A 19296-nucleotide genomic window follows, 5' to 3' on the forward strand; every position below is an offset into this window, starting at 1 on the left:
CGTCGAGGCTGACCTCGAGGCCTTGTTCAGAGGCGGAGGCGGTGAGGCTGGTGGGTCCGTCGGTCCAGAGCCACAGGGGGTAGCCGACGACGGCCATGTCCCAGTCGTTGAGGGTGGGTGGTGGACCGACCTGCGGGGTTCCGCCGGCGAACTGGATGTTGGCGATGACGGACAGGGCGACGGTGGTGGGGTCGACCTGCGGTTCTTCGTCCTGCGCGGCCGGTTGGGCGGGTTCGTCCTCGGCGGGTGCGTCGTCGTCGGGTTGTGGTGGGGTGTCGATGTCGCAGCCGCTGTCGAAGCCGGTGGCGATGAGGTCCTGGCAGTACGCCGAATCGGGATCCGGGCCAGACGCGACGTACGGGCGCGGGGCTTGCCATGCATGATCGACGTACTCCGAGGTCCCGCGGCGGGAGGCCAGAGTCACGTCGCTCGACCTCGAAGGCGTGCCAGATCTCTCTGGCTGTGGGCGCTCCGACGGCAGCGTCGGCGTGTGTTTCGACTCGGCCGAGACCTCACACCGAACGGTGCGGCAGTATGCCCCGGTCTCTGCGCGCGCAGGTACCGCGGCGGAGGCGAGAATGAGCCCGAGCGCGACCAGCACCAAAGGTGATGCGCGAGAAATCAGGAGCACTGTGGGGGCCTCCTGGACACCGATGGCTCAGAGCGGCCGTTGTGCGTCTTCCAGATCCCGTCCACCTTGCGCATATCAATCGCGTCGACGGAATAGTCGAAGCCACGGTCGAATGTCTCGCCATCCTTTTCAAGGACGCGCTGGCGACTGTAGTCGGCACAGGAAGTGATGCGCGCTGTGTTGTCGTCGGGTGAGGCGGGGGGATCAGTAACCGTCGCCTTCCAGGTCATGGGGCCATCCAGCGTCAAACCGTCGCGGCGAAACCTGGCCAATTCCCGAGTGTAGAAGTCGAGAAGTGGGCCACTGAAGTATGGGGCCAGTGTCTCCTCGGCATCCAGGTCCCCGCCTTGCTGGAACAGGTCCTCCGCCACCTGCTGGCCTTCGTTGTAGGCCCTCAGTACGGCCTCAGACTCTCTCTCCTCCGGAGTGGGCGACTGCGCGGTGGGCGGCGCCGGCGTCGGGAGCACCGCCGTCGGGGCCGGCTCGGGCTCCGACCGGCACGCGGCGATGGGCAGCAGGAGCAGCAGGCTCACGGCAGCCAGCTGTCGACGCATGGAAGCTCCTCGCACCGGGGTGGGTGGCCGGGTCGGCCGGGCGATGCGCTCGATTCTGCCATTCGGGTGGTCAATTGCCAGGGGTCAGCCGAGATCTGTGGATAACCGCCCCACCGCCCCGGACGCGCGACGGCCGGCCCCCAGCGCGTGGAGCCGGCCGTCGGGTCGTCCCGCTCAGCGCAGCAGCTGCACCGTGTCCAGGTTCAGGTAGGCCTGGTTGTCCGAGGCCTCGTCGAAGCGGACCTGGATGGAGTTGTGGCCGCGGCTCAGCGGCACCTTGAGGTCGACGGTCTGCCAGTCGTCCCAGCCGCCCGTGCCGGGGAACTCGAAGCGGGGGTCGACCACGCGCGAGTTCACCATCACCATGCGCGTCGCGTCGCCGTCGTCGCCGGCGTAGCGGAACCGGATGGTGTGGCTGCCGCCCTTGGCCACGTTGACGTTGAGCGTCACCTGCTGCCCGTCACGGTTCCAGCCGGCCAGGTAGCCGCGTCCGGTCCATCCGGGCTGGGTCGCCTCGGAGCTGATGTTGACCACCAAGCCGTTCTCGGCCTCGTAGGTCCCCGACTCGGCCAGCACGCCGCGGACCCCGTCCGGCGGCACGAGCAGCACCGCGGTCAGTCCCGAGCTGGCCGCCAGGCTCTGCAGCGGACCGCTGGAGGTGGGCGCCGACCAGTCGTGGCCCATCAGGTCGTCGGAGGTGCGGCGGTGGTTCCACGCCTGGGTCGCGTTGTCCTGCAGCTGCTCCAGGTACTGCGTCTGCCCGTGCTCCTGCACCAGGTCGACCAGCGCTCGCACCAGCAGCGACTTGAAGCCGCCGCCGTCCCCGATGCCCTCGTTGCGGAAGGTGCCGCCGTTGGTCAGCCGCGTGGTCACCCAGTCGGCCGACCGGACCGCCTTGGTCAGGTACTCCTGCTCGCCGGTCACCTCGTGCAGCGCGGTCGCCGCGCCGATGTAGGTGCCGAAGTTGTACGTGAAGTCCCACCGCACCAGGGTGCCCTCGCCCTCCCAGTGGTCGTGGACGTGGCCGTCCTCCTCCACCAGGTTCTCGTCCACCCAGTCGAACAGCAGCTGGGCACGCTCCAGGTACACCTCCTCGCCGGTGTGCCGGGCCAGCGCCACCGCCGTCATGGCCGCCGGGGCGTTGGTCGCCACGTTCTTCTGGTCCTGCACCGACTGGCGCCACCAGATGCCGCCGCCGTAGGTGTCGTCCCAGTCGGCCCAGATCCGGTCGAACAGCTCCACCGACGTCTGCAGGTAGCGCTCGTCACCGGTCAGCTCGTAGGCCCGGGCCGCCCCCATCGCCCACCAGTTGACGTCGTCGTTGAAGTCGGAGCCGAAGGTCGGGTAGTGCGCGGTGAAGCCGTCGTAGACGTCGTCGATCATCGCCCGGTAGCGGGGGTCGCCGGTGGTCTCCCAGGCGTCCATCACCACCTCCCACAGCCGTCCCTCCCACCAGAAGTCGCTGTACCGGCCGCCCTCCGGGCCCACGCCGCCACGGCCCCGGCCGTCGGAGTAGGTGGTGAAGTACTTCTCCTCCGGGTCCCAGAAGGCGTCGACGTAGGCGGCCATCGCCTCCTCGGCCGTCGACTCCGTGGTGGCCGACGCGGGAGCGGCCGGCAGCAGCAGCGCCAGCAGGGCCAGCAGCAGGGGTGGCGCGATGAGGTGGCGGCGCCGGCGCCGGATCGTCGTTGATCGCATGGCTGGCGACGCTAGGCCGCCGTCGCGGGGACCGTCAAGGGTCTACGCACATTGCACCGGTACGGAATATGCACAAGCACCCTTGACGACGACCGCAGGCATATGAATATATGTGACCCACACGACGGCAGAGGAGCTCAGCGTGACCTCGATCATGGACAGCGCGGTCCGTGGCCAACCGGCGGTGCCCCCGACGGGCCCACCCGCGGCGAAGCCACCGCCACGCCTGCTGCCACCGGCCACCACCCGGCGCCAGCAGGCCGTCAACGGCTGGCTGTTCATCGCCGTCCCGGTGCTGCTGTTCATCGCCTTCTTCGCCATCCCGATCGTGGCGGCGCTGGTGCTGAGCCTCACCGACTACGCGATCATCGGCGACTTCGAGTTCGTCGGGCTCGACAACTACACCCGGATCTTCGGCGACTCCTTCTTCTGGATCGCGCTGCGCAACACCGCCTACTACACCGCGCTGTACGTGCCGCTGGGAATCGCGGTGGCCCTGGGCTCGGCGCTGCTGCTGAACCGCGACGCCCGGGCGGCGCGGATCTTCCGCACCCTGTTCTACATCCCCGTGGTGTCCTCCACGGTGGCCACCGCCTCCATCTGGTTCTGGCTGCTGAACCCCCAGTACGGCGTCTTCAACGTGGTCCTGGGCTGGTTCGGCATCGACGGCCCGGCCTGGCTCTACGAGTCGGCCTGGGCCATGCCGGCCATCGTGGTGATGAGCGTGTGGGCCGGCTTCGGCGCCAACATGGTGATCTTCCTCGGCGGCCTGCAGGGGGTGCCCCGCGACCTCTACGAGGCGGCCAGGATCGACGGGGCCAACGCCTGGCAGCAGTTCCGCCACGTCACCCTGCCCGGCATCTCGCGGGTGATGTTCCTGGTCTCCACGCTGCAGATCATCGGCGCCTTCCAGGTCTTCGACCAGGCCTTCATCCTGACCAAGGGCGGCCCCGGCAACTCCACGGTGACGATGGTCTACTACATCTTCGACCGCGGCTTCGACTCCCTCGAGATGGGCTACGCCTCGGCGCTGAGCTTCGTGCTCTTCCTCATCATCATGGTCTTCTCGCTCATCAACGCCCGGGTCAACAAGGTGGGTGAGAGCTGATGGCCACCGTCTCGCTGCCCCCCGCGACCGCCGGCACCCCGGCGCCCGCACCCGGCGCCCAGCCGCTGCGCCGCCGCCGGCGCCGCACACCGCTGCAGCAGCTCGGGCGGGTGGCGTGGTGGATCGGCTGCATCGCGATCTCCTTCGCCACGGTCATGCCGTTCGTCTGGACGCTTGCCACCTCGCTCAAGCCGCCGGGCGAGGTGCTGGGCAGCTACCTGTCGATCATCCCCGACCGGCCCACCCTGGAGAACTACGTCGCGGTCTTCACCGACACCCCGTTCGCCTCCTACCTGGGGAACTCGGCCTACCTGGCGATCGCCGGCACGGTGACCAACCTCTTCTTCGGCGCCCTGGGCGGCTACTCGCTGGCCAAGCTGCGCTTCCGCGGCCGGACGTCGGTGTTCGCGGTGTTCCTCGGCTCCATGATGGTGCCGGGCGTGATCACCATGGTGCCCACCTTCCTGGTGCTGCGGCACTTCCCGCTGGCCGGCGGCAACGACCTCTTCGGCGACGGCGGCTTCGGGTTCATCAACACCTTCTGGGCCGTCATCCTGCCCGGGGCCGCCGGACCCTTCGCCGTCTTCTTCATGAAGCAGTTCTTCCAGTCGCTGCCCGACGAGCTCGGTGAGGCGGCCCGCATCGACGGCGCCGGAGAGTTCCGCATCTTCGCCCGGGTCTACCTGCCGCTGGCCAAGGCCGGTCTGGCCGTGCTCGGGGTGATGACGCTGCAGGGCGGTTGGAACGCCTTCCTGTGGCCGCTGATCGTGCTCAACGACGAACGGATGCTGACCGTCCAGGTGGCGCTGTCCTCCTTCGTCAACGAGCGCACCACCGACTTCGGCCCGCTGATGGCCGGAACCATCCTCACCAGCGTGCCGATGCTCGTGCTCTTCCTCGTCTGCCAGCGCTGGATCATCGAGGGCATCGCCCACATCGGCTCCAAGTGAGACGCGCCCTCCCGCACCACACCCGTCCCACCACCACCGTCACGACGACGTGACCGAAAGGACCACCACGATGAAGCTCTCACGCCGGGCGTTCGGAACCCTCGCCCTCGGGGCCGCGGCCGGGGCCGGCCTCACCGCCTGCAGCGGGCCCGCCTCCGGAGGTGCCGGAGGAGGTGGTGGCGCGAGCGGTGACATCACCTTCTGGGGCAGCTGGGTCGGCGACCAGGCCAAGCAGATGGAGGAGCAGGTCGCCCTGTTCAACTCCGCCCAGTCCGCCCTCACGGTGCGCTACGTGCAGCAGAAGGAGCTGGAGCAGAAGCTGCTCACCGGGCTGGCCAGCGGGCAGGTCCCCGACATCGTGCTGTGGGACCGGTTTCAGACCTCGCTGTACGTGCCCAAGGGGGCGCTGCAGTCGATCAGCGACCGGGTCAGCGAGGACGGCGTCGACGTCGGCCAGCTCTACGACCAGGCCGTGGGGGAGATGACGGTGGAGGACCAGCTGTACGGCCTGCCGCTCATCGTGGACAACCGCTCGCTGTTCTACAACGAGGAGATCCTGGCCGACGCCGGCGTCGAGCCGCCCACCACCTGGGAGGAGCTGCTCAGCGTCGCCGAGGCCACCACCAGGCGCTCCGGCGGCAAGCTCGAGGTGGCCGGCTTCGCCCTCGACGACCCCGGCCTGTTCAGCATGTGGATCCGCCAGGCCGGCGGCAAGATGCTCAACGACGACAACCAGACGGTCGCCTTCAACTCCCCCGAGGGGCTGGCGGTGCTGCAGTTCTGGCAGCAGCTGATGGACGCCGGCGTGTACGAGCTCGGCTTCGGCAAGGGCGGCGCCCCCTTCGCCGAGAAGAAGGTGGGCCTGGCCTACACCGGACCCTGGTCGTTCACCGACTTCGACAAGGTCGACGACCTCGTCTACGGCACCACCGAGCCGGTGGCCGGACCGGGCGGCGGCAAGGCCGCGGGCATGGGCGGGTTCGGTCTGGCCATCCCCGAGGGCGCCCGCAACGCCGACGGCGCCTGGGAGTTCATGAAGTGGTGGTGCGCCGACCCGGCCAACGCGCTGCAGTTCGGCAAGATCTCCGGCCAGATCCCGGCCAACCGGACCGCGGCCAACGACGCCTACTTCACCGAGGACGAGAAGTACGAGGCGCTGGTGGCGACCATGGAGTACGCCACCGTCCGCCCGGCGGTGGCCGGCTACTCCGACATGGAGGGCAAGGGCCTGATCCCCAACCTGGAGAAGTTCCTCTCCGGCGAGCTGGGCGCGGAGGAGGCGCTGGCCACGGCGGAGTCCATGGGCAACCAGGTGCTGGCCGAGAACAGGAAGTGAACGTGAGCACAGACGTCGACAGCACTCCCACCGCCCTCACCCGGGCGTGGGAGGCCCGCGCCGACGTGGCCCAGGCCAGCCTGGACCACTGGTTCGGCGCCCCCGAGCCGCAGCGGTGGCACAACACCCACCCACCGGGCGACGACGCGGTCTTCAACTACTGGTGGCTGGCCCACGTCGTGGACGTCCGGGTCGACGCCTGGCACCGCACCGGTGACCCGGCGTGGCTCGCCGACGCCGCCGCCGTCGCCGACCACATCCAGGCCCGCAACGCCGGCGTCCTGTTCAACGACTACTTCGACGACATGCTCTGGTACGCGCTCGCCCTGCTGCGGCTGCACCGGGCCGGCGGCGAGCGGCGCCACCTCGACAGCGCGGTGTCGCTGTGGCAGCACGTCGTCGAGGAGGGCTGGAACGACACCCTGGGCGAGAGCCTCGCCTGGCGCAAGCAGTCGCTGCAGTACAAGAACACGCCGGCCAACGGGCCGCTGGTGATCCTGTCGGCCCGGCTGCACGAGGTGACCGGCGACCCGCGCTGCCTGCCCTACGCCCAGCAGGCGCTGAGCTGGCTGGAGGAGAACCTCGTCGAGGCCAGCGGGTTCGTCCACGACGGGGTGAACCGCGAGGGCGACGGCCGCATCGACACCCACTGGCGCTTCACCTACAACCAGGGCCTCTACGTCGGGGCGCTGGTGGCTCTCGAGGCGGTGACGGGGGAGGCCGGGCTCGTCGAGCGGGCGGAGCGGACCGCGCTGACCACCCTGGAGGAGCTGGCCGAGGACGGCCTCTTCCGCGACGAGGGCGACGGCGGTGACGTGGGCCTGTTCAAGGGCGTGGCCTACCGCTACCTGGGCGTGCTCGTGGACCGGCTGGCGGCCGGCGACGGGGCGGGGTCCGCGGCCACCCGGCAGCGGCTGGTCGACTTCGTCCGCTCCAGCACCGACGCGCTGTGGGAGCGCTGCGTGGTGGACGGCCACCTGCTGCCGGCGAACGACTGGAAGTCGCCGGCCCGCGGGACCATCCCCTACTCGACGCTGCTCAGCGCGATCAAGGCCACCGAGCTGCGGACGCGGCTGGAGGAGGGACGGCCGGCGGACTCACGCCTGGCGTGAGCGCCGCCGCCGGATCCGGGTCGTCGAGACGCCCTCGACGACCCGGGCCGGCAGCAGCTCCTTGCGGATCGCGGCCGGCTCGGCGATCTGGCGCACCGCCTGCTCGACGGCGAAGCGCCCCATCTGCTCCTGGTCCTGGTGGGCGTGGGTGTAGCGGAAGGCGGCCAGGTCGAACGTCCGGTCCGGGTGGTCGAAGCAGACGATGCTGCGGTCGGCGGGCACCTCCAGCCCCTCGCGCCGGCACGCCTCGTGCAGCAGCAGCGCGATGTTGTACTCGGTGGCCACGAACGCCGTCAGCTCCGGGTGGGCCGCCACGAACTGCTGCAGGTTCGCCACGTCGGTGTGCAGGTCGCCGTCCAGGGACGGCTGGGTGGAGCGCACGTCGGTGAACACGGCCGCCTCGTCGTGCGGCACGGCGAAGGTCGCGTGGGCGAGCAGGAACCCCTGCCGGCGCTCCTCCAGGGTGGAGATGTGCGTGGGGGCGCTGACGAAGCCGATCGCGTGGTGCCCCAGGTCGAACAGGTGCTCGGTGAGCGCCCGGGCCGCGGCGAGGTTGTCGGAGCTGATGGTCGAGACCGGGAAGCGTTCCAGCACCCGGTCCACGATCACCAGCGGGAAACCCCGGGCCACCAGCTCCAGCACGGCGGGAGCCACGTACTCCGAGGAGCTCGGTTCCAGCACCAGCGCCTGGATCCCGCTGGCCACCAGCTCGCGGATCAGCCGCTCCTCACCCTGCGGGTCGCCGTGCGAGCGGCGGGGGACCAGGTTCGCCCGTCCCGCCGCGCTGTCCAGCAGCGAGCCCAGCAGGTGCGTGCCGAAGGTGTCGTCGAAGTTGGTCAGCACGCAGCCGACCAGCGGGAGCGGGGCCTCGGCCGCCGGCGCCGGTTCGGCACCCGGAGCGCTCTCGGGGGCCTGCCGGGTGACGAACGTGCCCAGCCGCGGCCGACGGACGATCATCCCGTCCTGGCGCAGCAGCTCCAGCGCCTTCTTCACCGTGATCGTGCTGACGTCCTGCTCGCGCGCCAGCTCCACCTCGGTGGGCAGCCGGGCCCCGACGGCCAGCCGGCCGTCCTCGATGTCGGCACGCAGCCGCTCGTAGAGCTGGCGGTACAGGGCGGCCACAGGCGCTCGCTTCGGGTGCGGAGGCGCGGGCGCGCCTGACTTCCTTATATTCAATGCCACCGTACACCGCGCCATCCGTCGTCGCACCCGGCGGCCCGCCTCGGAGTTCGAGGAAAATTCTTTGCAGCACTCTTGTGCTGCGGCGTCCGTCCGGATAATTTCTTGCCGACAGCACGGCCGATCAAAGGAGATCGCAGATGGCAGGACAGACGACGTTGTCCAGACGGGCGGTCCTCGGGGCGACCGCCGGCGCAGGCCTGGCCACCCTGCTCAGCGGCTGCGGCGGTTCACCCGGACCGCGCTCCAGCGCCCTGCAGGTGTGGGGCGGTGTCCCCGGGGCCAGCGGCCCCGACGAGCTGGTCGCCGGCTTCGAGGAGCAGCACCCCGGCGAGAAGGTCGCCTACACGCGCTTCGTCAACGACGACCGGGGAAACCTCAAGCTGGACACGGCGCTGCAGGGCGGCGTCGACATCGACGTGTACTTCACCTACAACTCCACCGCGATGGCGCTGCGGGCGGGGTCGGGGGTGGCGCTGGACCTGACCGACCGGGTCCGGGCCGACCCGGCGCTCGCGCCCTACCTCGACACGCAGGCACCACGGGCCACGGTCGTGGACGGGCAGATGGTCGCCCTGGCCACCGCCCGGGAGCCCTACTTCGTGCTGGTCAACGAGGCGCTGCGCGAGCAGGCGGGGGTGGACCTGCCCCGGGCCTGGGACGTCGACGACTTCCACGAGATGGCCCGCGCACTCACCCGACCGGGGGTCCACGGCGCCTACAGCGTGCCCGACACCGCTCGCGTCTCGCTGGGCGCCAACTACTGGTACGCCCCCGACGGCGGCTCGAACTTCGGCGACCCGGCCTTCCTGGAGTGGCTGCAGCTCGGACGGACGATGATCGACGAGGGCTCGGCCTACCCGTGGACGGAGGTGCTGGCCCGCCAGCTGGCCGCCTACCAGCAGAACCCCTTCCTGCAGGGCGAGTTCGCGCTCTGGCCGACGGCCCCCTTCAACCTGCGCTACCTCAACGAGCCCGAGGACTACCCGCACGACTTCCGGGTGGCCGCGGCTCCCGTCCCCCGCACCGCGAGGGGCGACTGGAACGCGGGCCAGTTCAACAACTTCATCATGATCAACCCGCGCTCGACCAAGCTCGACCTGGCCTGGGAGTTCGTCCGCTACTGGGTGACCGACGGTGCCCGGGCGATGCTCGGCGGCGGCAAGATCCCCGCCCTGGACGTGCTCCCCGACGAGGAGGTGCTGGCCGGGGTGCTGAAGGAGGACCCCGAGCGGTTCTTCGACGTCGACTCCTTCCGCCACGCCATGTTCACCAGCGAGCCGAAGCTGATGACCGACACCAACCTGACCGCGGTGCCCGAGATCAGCCTCGCCGTCGAGCAGCAGCGCGACCTGTGCTGGATCGGCGAGCGCACCCCGGCGGAGGCGGTCAGCACCATCGACGAGCTGGCCGACGCGGCGATCCGGCGCAACCAGAGGAAGGCCTGAGATGGCGATCACCAGCAAGCCGTTGCCCGCCGCCCGCGTCCTCGAGCCCCCGCTCGCCCGGGCCACGACCGCCCGCGGCAACCCGTCGCAGCCACCGGGCTGGGTCGGCTGGGCCTTCCTGGCCCCGAACCTGCTCGGCGTCCTCGCCTTCACCCTGGTGCCGCTGCTCTCGGTCGTCGGGCTGTCCCTCACCAGCTGGAACCTGGTCTCGGGCCTGTCGGGCATCGAGTTCGTGGGGCTGCAGAACTTCGTCGACCTGTTCGTCGACCCCGGCTTCTGGAACGCGACCCTGCGGACCGTGCTGTACGCCGGGATCAGCGTGCCGCTCACCGTCGTCGGTGGTCTCGGCCTGGCCCTCGCCCTCAACCGCGACGTCCCGGGGCGGGCCGTCCTCCGGGTGATCTTCTTCCTGCCCTACATCGTCACCGTGGTGGCGATCGGGATGGTCTGGCTGATGCTGCTGAACCCGTCGGCCGGCGTGGTCAACCAGCTCCTCGGTGCGTTCGGCCTGCAGGACCTGCCCGGCTGGTTCGCCTCGTCGCACTGGGCCCTGCCGGCGCTGATCATCATCGCCATCTGGAGCGGGGTCGGCTACGCCTCGATGATCTACCTCTCCGCGCTCACCGACGCGCCCACCCAGCTGTACGAGGCCGCCCAGGTGGACGGGGCGGGCGCCTGGACCCGGTTCCGCACGATCACCTGGCCCTCGCTGGTGCCCACCACGGTGTTCCTGCTGGTCACCTTGTTCATCGGCGCCTCGCAGGGCTTCGGCCTGATCGCGCTGATCACCGCCGGCGGCCCGGGCGACGCCACCACGGTCGTCTCGTACTACATGTACCAGAACGGCTTCCAGTTCTACCGGTTCGGCTACGCGGCCGCGATCGGCATGGCCACCTTCGCCGGGGTGCTGGCACTCACCGTGCTGACCTGGCGGGCGCAGCGAGGAAGGACCCTCCATGACTAGCGTCACGCTCGACACCCTCGACCGCACCCGGCTCCGGGCCCGCCGCCGGCGGCGCAGCCGCTGGGCCGTGGGCATCCCGCTCTGGATCCTGGCGCTGGGGTTCCTCACGCCCTTCCTGTGGATGCTGTCCACCTCGTTCAAGCGCGACATCGACGCCTACACCGTGCCGATGCAGTGGATCCCCGACCCGGTGCAGCTGAGCAACTACGCGACCGTGCTGCTCGGCGAGGACTCGATCCTGCCGGCCTTCGCCAACTCGGTGCTGGTGGCGCTGCTGCGGGTGGCCGGTGAGCTGCTGACCGCGACGATGGCCGGCTACGCCTTCGCCCGGCTCAGCTTCCGGGGCCGGGACAAGATCTTCCTGGTCTACCTGGCCACCGCCATCATCCCCAGCCAGCTGCTGCTCGTGCCGCGCTTCATCTACTTCCAGCAGCTCGGCCTCTACGACACCCTGTGGGCGCTGATCCTGCCCGGCATGTTCACCGTGCTGGGGACGTTCCTGATGCGGCAGTTCTTCGTGGCCCAGCCGCCGGAGTTCGCCGAGGCGGCGCGGATGGACGGCGCCTCGGAGTGGCGGATCTTCACCCGCATCTACCTGCCGCTGGCGCGGCCCGTGATGGCCGCCCTGGGGATCCTGGCCTTCGTCTGGTCGTGGAACGACTACGAGACGCCGTTGGTCCTGATCAGCAGCCCCGAGGCCTACACCCTGCCGCTCAGCCTGACCAGCTTCACCGACGAGCAGGGGGCCCTCAGCCCCGGCCTGGCGATGGCGGCGTCCGTGGTGACCATCGTCCCCGTCCTGGTCGTCTTCCTGCTGCTGCAGCGGCGGTTCGTCCAGGCCCTGACCCACACCGGAATCAAGTGAGCAGAGAGCAGACCGATCTGATGACCAGCACCACCAGCCCGATGAACGTCTCCGGGGTCTTCCCGTCCCTGGCCCAGGTGGGGGACTTCGGCCCGCCCCGCAGCGAGCTCGGCATCGGCTCGCTGATGCCGTGGAACGGCAAGCTGTACGTGCAGAACTACAACTCGCACAAGGCCGGCAGCGGCGGCGGGGTGAGCCTGCGCCGGATCTCGGAGGACCTGTCCATGGAGGTGGTGCCCGAGACCTTCGGCGTGGACGGCACCTACACCAACAGGTTCGTGCACTTCCCGACCTCGAAGCTGGTGCTCGGCCCGCACGTCATCGACACCGAGCACAAGATCACCACCATCGCCGAGCTGGCCCCGCTGCGGGTCTGCGGGACGGCGCGCCACCTGACCAAGCCCGACACCCACGTCTACGTGCTGGCGATGGAGGGCGAGCTGTTCGAGCTGGACCTGACCACGATGGCCTGCACCCAGCTGTTCGACCTCAACGACGAGCTGGGCACCGACGGCGAGATGAAGGTCCACTACAAGGACTGCTACACCAGCTTCGGACGCCTGGTGATCTGCTCCAACGAGTACCACGAGCCCGACTGGGCGGGGGAGCAGGCAGCCGGCCGGCTGGCCGAGTACGACGGGCAGAGCTGGCGCATCGTCGAGCGCAGGCCCTTCACCGCGATCGGCGGCCGCCACGAGTTCGGCGGCACCATCTTCGCCACCGGCTGGGACCGGGCCTCGGCGATCATGCAGGTCTTCACCGAGGTCGACCAGCGCTGGACCCGCTACCGGCTGCCCAAGGCCTCGCACTGCTTCGACCACAAGTGGCAGACCGAGTGGCCGCGGATCCGCGAGGTGGAGCACGAGCGGCTGCTGATGGACCACCACGGGATGTTCTACGAGGTCTCGCCGTGGGCCTACGGCGGTCGGGTCTGGGGCGTGCGCCCGATCTCCACCCACCTGTGGGTGATGGGCGACTTCTGCTCCTGGCGCGGGATGCTCGTCCTCGGCGCCGACAACGCCTCGCCCAGCCACGGCCTCAACCCGTACACGGCAGAGCCGCACTCCAACATGTGGTTCGGCAAGACCGACGACCTGTGGAGCTTCGGCAAGCCGGCCGGCTGGGGCGGACCCTGGTGGGAGGACGAGGTGGTGGCCGGCGAGCCGTCGGACCCCTACCTGATGACCGGGTTCGACCAGAAGTGCCTGCACGTGCAGAACTTCGGCGACCAGCCGATGACCGCCACCGTCGAGGTGGACGTCCACGGCCACGGCCGCTTCGCCCGGACGGCGACGCTGCGGGTCGGGCCGGGGGAGCTGGCGACCCACGTCTTCCCCTCCGGGTTCAGCGCGCACTGGGCCCGGGTGGTCAGCGACGTCGACACCACGGCGAGCGCCCAGTTCGTCTACACGTGAGGATGAGTCGTGTGGACAGAGCCCTCAACCAGAGCCCGCTGCAGCTGATCCGGCAGGCGCTCCCAGACCTCAACGCCGCCATGACGCGGGTGGCCGAGCAGATCCTGGAGCACCCGCAGGACGTCGGCCGGGCCCCGATCACCCGGCTCGCCGAGCAGGCCGACACGTCCCCGGCCACGGTGACCCGGCTCGCGGTCCTGCTGGGTTTCGAGGGCTACCCGGCGCTGCGGGCGGCGATCGCGGAGGAGAACGGCCGGGGCGCCCAGGCCGGCTGGGAGGCCGACATCGGCCGGATGATCCAGCCCGACGACCCCGCCGACCAGGTGCTCAACGTGCTGGCCGGTACCCAGGCCAACGCCCTGCGCAACGCCCTGGGGGCGATCGACCTGGACGCCGCGGGCCGGCTCGCCGACGCCATGGCCGCGGCGACGCGGATCCACATCTACGGCGAGTGGGGCGACGCGATCCCGGCGCAGGAGCTGCACATCCGGCTGCTGCGGATCGGACGGCCGACGTGGTTCACCCGCGACGCGCAGGAGGCCGCCGTGGTCTCCAGCCTGCTGGGCCCCTCCGACGTCGCCCTCGTGCTGTCGCGCAGCGGCCGCAACGCCGGCGCGGAGGAGCTGGTGCGGCTGGCCCGGCTCCGGGGGGCCACCACCGCGGTGATCACCGGGATGGCGGAATCGGCGCTGGCGGGCGCCGTCGACGAGGTGCTGCTGACCGGCACCCCCGACGGGCCCGCCTGGACCGACTACTTCGCCGGGCGGGCCAGCGACGTGCTGACCGCGGGTCTGCTGTGGGTGCTGGTGGCCCAGCGGACCGTGGACAGCCTGGAGGAGGCCTTCCAGCACGGCGTCGCCGCGCAGGGGCGTCCGCCGGTCGCCGACGACGCGACGACGAGCAGCAGCGACAGAACCAGGAGGCAGTGAGCATGCGCAGCGAGCAGGTGCGGTCCGACGTGGTGGTGGTGGGCGGTGGTCTCGCCGGCGTCTGCGCGGCGATCGGAGCCGCCCGCCAGGGGGCGACGGTGTCGCTGGTGCAGAACCGGCCGGTCCTCGGCGGCAACTCCTCCAGCGAGATCCGGGTGTGGGTGTGCGGCGCCACCGCGCACGGCGTCCAGCCCTACGCCCGCGAGACCGGGGTGATGGGCGAGCTGTTCGTGGAGAACCAGTTCACCAACCCCGAGGGCAACCCCTACTACTGGGACCTGACGGTGCTCGAGGCGGTGCGGGCGGAGCCCAACATCAGCCTCTACCTCAACACCGACGTCCGGGAGGTCGCGGCCACCGGGCCGGAGGAGGAGCGCACCATCACCTCCGTCACCGGCTGGATGATGGGTTCCGAGCGCGAGATCACCTTCACCGCACCGACCTTCCTCGACTGCACCGGCGACGGCCTGGTCGGCTTCCTGGCCGGTGCCCACTACCGCACCGGGCGCGAGCCCCGCTCCGCCTACGGCGAGTCCTGGGCGCCCGAGGTGCCCGACGACAACACCCTCGGCAGCACGCTGCTGTTCTACTCCAAGGACATCGGCCGACCGGTGAAGTTCGTGCCGCCGTCGTTCGCGCTCGACATCTCCACCACCTCGATCCCCGAGCGGCGAGCGATCAAGGTCGAGAACAACGGCTGCGCCTACTGGTGGATCGAGTGGGGCGGTGAGCTGGACGTCGTCCACGACGACGCCAAGATCCGCGACGAGCTGCAGGCCGCGGTCTACGGCATCTGGGACTGGATCAAGAACTCCGGCCGCTTCGACGCCGAGACCCTCACCCTGGAGTGGGTCGGCTCCGTGCCGGGCAAGCGGGAGTACCGCCGCTTCCTCGGCGACCACGTGCTCACCCAGCACGACGTGCTGGGGCTGACCGACTTCGAGGACAAGGTCGCCTTCGGCGGCTGGTCGATCGACCTGCACCCGCCGGGCGGCATGTACGCCACCGAGAGCGGGTCCAAGCACTGGCACCCCGACGGGGTCTACTCCCTGCCGCTGCGCTGCCTGTACAGCCGCAACGTGACGAACATGTGGATGGCCGGGCGCAACATCAGCGCCAGCCACGTCGCCTTCGGCAGCACGCGTGTGATGGCCACCTGCGCGGTGCTCGGCGAGGCGGCCGGCGTGGCCGCCGCGCTCGCCACCCGGCGCGGCGTCACCCCCCGGCAGCTGGCCCGCGACCACCTGGCCGAGGTGCACCACGCCCTCGTCCGCGCCGACGCCTCGGTCGTCGGGCTGGCCAACGAGGACCCCGCGGACCTGGCGCGCCGGGGGACGGCCGTGGCCTCGTCCACGCTGCGCCAGCTGGTGGTCGACGTCCCCACCGCGACGATGCCGCTGCAGTCCCCCCTCGGGCTGCTGGTGCCCGTCGACCCCCGGCTGGGCCGGCTGGAGCTGCTGCTGGACGCCGCCGCGGACACCGAGCTGCGGGTCCGGCTGCACCGCACCGAGCGCCCGCAGGTCTACCTGCCGGGGGAGCAGCTGCGCTCGGTCGCCGTGCCCGTGGCCGCCGGGCAGAAGCAGTGGGTGGAGGTCGACCTGGACTGGGAGCCGGACGGACCCCGCAACGCGTTCGTGGTGCTGGAGGCCGACGAGCACCTGGCCGTGCACACCGCCGAGCAGGCCCCGCCCGGGGTCATCGTGCTGCGCCACCGCGACCCCGAGCCCGGTGAGCGGTGGACCGACCAGTTCCGCCACTGGAAGCAGGTGCTGCACCGCGGCTCGCTGTGCTTCCGGCTGGGCGACGACGTCGAGGCCTACGCCCCGGCGAAGGCCCTCGGCGGCTACGCCCGCCCCTGGGGCGGGCCGCAGACCTGGGTCTCGCAGGACCGCCGCCACGACCCCGAGCCCTGGCTGGCGGTGCGCTGGGACGCGCCGGTGCCCGTCAGCTCCGTGGAGCTGGTGCTCGACGACTCCCTCGACATCGACCTGATCAACCTGCACCACCACCGGACCGAGCCGGAGGTGATGCCGGACCTGCTCACCGACTACCGGGTGGAGGCCGAGGTCGACGGCCGCTGGGAGGTGCTGGCGCAGGTCACGGGCAACCGGCGGCGCCACCGGACGCACCCGCTGGAGCAGCCGGTCACCGCGACCGCGGTCCGGGTGGTCGCCGGCGCCGGCACCGGCTCGGCGCACGTGGTGGCGCTGCGGGTCTACTGATCCCGGGCGGCTCCGCGACTTCGGGCCTCGGCCACCAGACGGCCACGTGGACGCCGTGACCGGTTCACACCGGGGCCCCAGCCTGGGGACACGCCCACATCCAGTCGGAGGTCCCCCCGTGCCACAGCATGTCCGTCTCGGCTCAGCCCTGCTCGCCCTCGTCCTCGCATCCGCCGCCGCCCCGGCCGACGCCGCCTCCGCCGAGGCGCGCTCGGGTCCGCCGATCGACGTCCAGATCATGTCCGTCACCGACTTCCACGGTGGTGACAAGCTCCCCTCGCAGGACACGAACATCTACTTCGCCGACGGCACGGTGCACGAGGCCGGCGATGCGGCCTACCTGGCCACCGAGCTCGACCGGCTGTCGGTCCGGTACCGCCGGGGCAACTCGTTCCGCGTGCTCAACGGCGACAACCTGACCGGGTACAACTACCCCGACAAGTCGCTGGCGAACGAGCCCGCCATGGAGGTCCTCAACGCCCTCGACTTCGACTTCAGCTCGGTCGGCAACCACGACCTGGACTGGCGCATCGACTACCTGCTGGAGCACACCAGCGAGCAGGCCTGCCCGGCAGGACCCCGCGCCGACGACTGCTTCCAGGACTCCACGGGGTCCCTCTTCGCGGGTGCGGACTTCGAGTACCTGTCGGCCAACGTGCAGTGGCGCGAGTCGGGGGACCTGGTGTTCCAGCCCTACGCGGTCCGCGACGTCCAGGGCCGACGGGGCACCGAGTCGAAGGTGGGCTTCATCGGCATCACGCTGCAGGGCTCCGACCGCCACGCCATGTCCTACAACGACGCGCTCGTGACCACCGACCCCGTCGCCGCGGTCAACCACTACGCCGCCGAGCTGCAGGCCCAGGGGGTCGAGGCCATCGTGGTGCTCGACCACGAGGGTCTGCGCCAGGACTCCCAGGCCGTGGACGCGTGCGAGAACCCCCGCGACCTGGCCTGGAAGGTCGCCACCGAGGCGGTTCCCGCCGTCGACGCGGTGATCGCCGGTCACACCCACGGCCTCGCCAGCTGCACCGTCACCGATCCGGCGGGCGACCCTCGTCCGCTCGCCATCGGAGGGTCGTACGGCAACGTCATCGCCGAGCTGAACCTGTCGATCGACCCGCGGACCGACGACGTCATCCGGGACCGTTCCGGCTTCCGGATGCACCCGGTCACCGAGGACGTCCGACCGGACCCGAGGATCCGGACCATCAAGGACCACTGGGCCGGCTTCGCGGCAGAGCGGGCCGTCACCCCGGTGGCGTGGACCGACGGGTCCGCCACCCTCGACCGGGATGCCTCCGGGGAGTCGACCCTGGGCAACCTGGTGGCCGACGCCATGCTCCGCTCCTCGCAGACCGAACCGGAGCTGGAGGCGGACCTGGGCATGGTCGCGACGCAGGACCACTCGGGCCCCGGGTGGAACAGCGAGATCCACGGTGACCTGATCGCGACGCCCCACCCGGACGCGCCGGCCGGCCGGTCCGCGTTCACCCACCGGGCGGCCTTCGACGTCTTCGGCCACGAGCACAAGGTGGTCACGACGACCCGCACCGGGGCCCAGCTGGAGGCCGCGCTCGAGCAGCAGTGGGTCGTCGGCCCGGACGGGACGGAGTCGTTCTACCCCCTCGCGCTGTCGGCGGACGTCAGCTACACCTGGCGGGCCTCCGCACCGGTCGGTGACCGCGTCGACCCCGCCTCGATCACCGTCGGCGGTGCCCCGCTCGACCTCGCACGCACCTACCGGGTCGCCGGGCCGGTCGACACGTTCAACGGCTCGAGCGACTTCCCGGCGCTCCGCACGAGCGAGCTGATGCGGACGCATCCGCAGACCGACCACATCACCTTCGTGGCGTACCTGCGCGAGCTCGGGTCGGTGACGATCCCCGAGCGGGACCGGGTCCAGGTCACTCCCTGAGGGCCCGAGCCCGGTGGGGAACGGCGGGTCAGCCGAGCGTCTGCGCGCCGACCACCGACAGCAGCTGGAGCTTCTCGTGGCTCTCGGTTCCCGGGACCGCGGTGTAGACCAGCAGGCGGTGCGACTGCTCGGGGTCCAGCAGGGTCTGGCAGTGCAGGGTCAGCTCCCCGACCTCCGGGTGGACGAAGCGCTTGGTGTCCTCGGGCTGCAGCCCCACCTCGTGACGCTCCCAGAGGCGACGCAGCTCCTCGCTGCGCGCCAGGGCCAGCTCGGCCAGCTGAGCCGCCCGGGAGCCCGGCCCGCGCAGGGTGACGACCTGGCGCAGGTGCGAGGCGTAGAGCCGTGACAGGAACGGGTGGTCCTCGGGCGCGTAGAGCGCCCGGGCGGCGGGGTCGGTGAACCAGCGGTAGCCCAGGCTGCGGGCGGGCCCGCTGCGGCGGCTGGCGTCACCGGTCAGCGCGACCGCCGGCGGGGTCTGGCGCAGCGTCTCGCCCAGCTCGGTCACCACCTCCGCCGGGGTGTCGGCCAGCCGGTCGAGGATGCGCAGCAGCCCGGGGCTGATGTGCTCGCTGACCGACCCGCGGGCCGGCGGCTGGTGCCCCGCGAGGCGGAAGAGGTGGTCGCGCTCGTCGAGGCCGAGGTGCAGCCCCTGGGCGATGGAGGCCAGCATCTGCTGCGACGGCTGCGGCCCGCGCTCGCGCTCGAGGCGGGCGTAGTAGTCGGTCGACATGTGGCACAGCGCCGCGACCTCCTCCCGCCGCAGCCCGCTGGTGCGGCGCCGCTGCCCCCGGGGCAGTCCGACGTCCTCCGGCTGCAGCGCCTCGCGACGGCGGCGCAGGAACTCCGCCAGCCCCGCCCTGTCCCGGTCCACCACGGCTCCACTCTCCTTCCGGTGCCCTTCCTACCGCTCTGGCGAGCTCGGAGCCACGACCCGACGATCCCCCCTTCCGCGGCCGCGCCGCCCCGCACC

15 protein-coding genes and 1 pseudogene are annotated in these 19296 nt (G+C 71.0%); 11 read left to right on the plus strand and 5 right to left on the minus strand.

Annotation, left to right across the window (positions count from 1 at the left end; translation table 11 throughout):
• The 3 genes and pseudogenes from GC722_RS17450 to GC722_RS00045 form a co-directional block, all read right to left on the minus strand.
• Positions 1-424, minus strand: a pseudogene (locus GC722_RS17450) (hypothetical protein); the annotation flags it as partial.
• Between the two features lie 197 nt (positions 425-621).
• Positions 622-1185 carry a hypothetical protein gene (locus tag GC722_RS00040; RefSeq protein WP_156606927.1) on the minus strand — a complete coding sequence of 188 codons (564 nt, stop codon included), beginning with the start codon at positions 1183-1185 and terminating at the stop codon, positions 622-624.
• Positions 1186-1359: 174 nt separating this feature from the next.
• Positions 1360-2883 carry a glycoside hydrolase family 76 protein gene (locus GC722_RS00045; RefSeq protein WP_156606928.1) on the minus strand — a complete coding sequence of 508 codons (1524 nt, stop codon included), beginning with the start codon at positions 2881-2883 and terminating at the stop codon, positions 1360-1362.
• A gap of 142 nt (positions 2884-3025) precedes the next feature.
• On the opposite strand from GC722_RS00045, the gene GC722_RS00050 reads away from it, so the two are divergent.
• From GC722_RS00050 to GC722_RS00065, 4 genes are all read left to right on the plus strand, one after another.
• On the plus strand, positions 3026-3991 hold the full coding sequence (locus GC722_RS00050) for a carbohydrate ABC transporter permease (RefSeq protein WP_197429623.1): 966 nt from the start codon (positions 3026-3028) through the stop codon (positions 3989-3991).
• Positions 3991-4941, plus strand: a complete 951-nt coding sequence (locus tag GC722_RS00055) for a carbohydrate ABC transporter permease (RefSeq protein WP_156606929.1) — start codon at positions 3991-3993, stop codon at positions 4939-4941. The genes GC722_RS00050 and GC722_RS00055 overlap by 1 nt, the downstream gene beginning before the upstream one ends.
• Positions 4942-5011: 70 nt before the next feature.
• The gene (locus GC722_RS00060; protein WP_156606930.1) at positions 5012-6277 is read left to right on the plus strand and encodes an ABC transporter substrate-binding protein; all 1266 of its coding nucleotides are present in this window, start codon (positions 5012-5014) and stop codon (positions 6275-6277) included.
• A gap of 2 nt (positions 6278-6279) precedes the next feature.
• The gene (locus GC722_RS00065) at positions 6280-7389 is read left to right on the plus strand and encodes a glycoside hydrolase family 76 protein (RefSeq protein ID WP_156606931.1); all 1110 of its coding nucleotides are present in this window, start codon (positions 6280-6282) and stop codon (positions 7387-7389) included.
• On the opposite strand, the gene GC722_RS00070 is transcribed toward GC722_RS00065, so the two are convergent.
• A complete protein-coding gene (locus tag GC722_RS00070; protein WP_197429624.1) occupies positions 7375-8511 on the minus strand; it encodes a GntR family transcriptional regulator in 1137 nt (378 codons plus the stop codon). The genes GC722_RS00065 and GC722_RS00070 overlap by 15 nt on opposite strands.
• Before the next feature lie 197 nt (positions 8512-8708).
• Between GC722_RS00070 and GC722_RS00075 the strand changes: the two genes are divergently transcribed.
• From GC722_RS00075 to GC722_RS00105, 7 genes are all read left to right on the plus strand, one after another.
• Entirely contained in the window at positions 8709-10016 is a 1308-nt protein-coding gene (locus tag GC722_RS00075) for an ABC transporter substrate-binding protein (RefSeq protein WP_156606933.1), read from the plus strand.
• A gap of 1 nt (position 10017) precedes the next feature.
• Positions 10018-10980, plus strand: coding sequence for a carbohydrate ABC transporter permease (locus GC722_RS00080; protein ID WP_156606934.1), 963 nt, complete (start codon positions 10018-10020; stop codon positions 10978-10980).
• On the plus strand, positions 10973-11845 hold the full coding sequence (locus GC722_RS00085) for a carbohydrate ABC transporter permease (protein ID WP_156606935.1): 873 nt from the start codon (positions 10973-10975) through the stop codon (positions 11843-11845). The genes GC722_RS00080 and GC722_RS00085 overlap by 8 nt, the downstream gene beginning before the upstream one ends.
• Positions 11846-11865: 20 nt before the next feature.
• A complete protein-coding gene (locus tag GC722_RS00090; protein ID WP_156606936.1) occupies positions 11866-13260 on the plus strand; it encodes a hypothetical protein in 1395 nt (464 codons plus the stop codon).
• Between the two features lie 11 nt (positions 13261-13271).
• On the plus strand, positions 13272-14189 hold the full coding sequence (locus GC722_RS00095; RefSeq protein WP_331714219.1) for a MurR/RpiR family transcriptional regulator: 918 nt from the start codon (positions 13272-13274) through the stop codon (positions 14187-14189).
• A gap of 2 nt (positions 14190-14191) precedes the next feature.
• A complete protein-coding gene (locus GC722_RS00100) occupies positions 14192-16411 on the plus strand; it encodes an FAD-dependent oxidoreductase (RefSeq protein ID WP_156606938.1) in 2220 nt (739 codons plus the stop codon).
• Between the two features lie 118 nt (positions 16412-16529).
• Entirely contained in the window at positions 16530-18326 is a 1797-nt protein-coding gene (locus GC722_RS00105; RefSeq protein ID WP_156606939.1) for a bifunctional metallophosphatase/5'-nucleotidase, read from the plus strand.
• Between the two features lie 28 nt (positions 18327-18354).
• Here the strand turns inward: GC722_RS00105 and GC722_RS00110 are convergent, their stop codons facing one another.
• The gene (locus tag GC722_RS00110) at positions 18355-19200 is read right to left on the minus strand and encodes a helix-turn-helix transcriptional regulator (RefSeq protein WP_331714220.1); all 846 of its coding nucleotides are present in this window, start codon (positions 19198-19200) and stop codon (positions 18355-18357) included.
• Between the last annotated feature and the right edge of the window lie 96 nt (positions 19201-19296).

Source organism: Auraticoccus cholistanensis (genome assembly GCF_009742705.1).
GTDB lineage: Bacteria > Actinomycetota > Actinomycetes > Propionibacteriales > Propionibacteriaceae > Auraticoccus > Auraticoccus cholistanensis.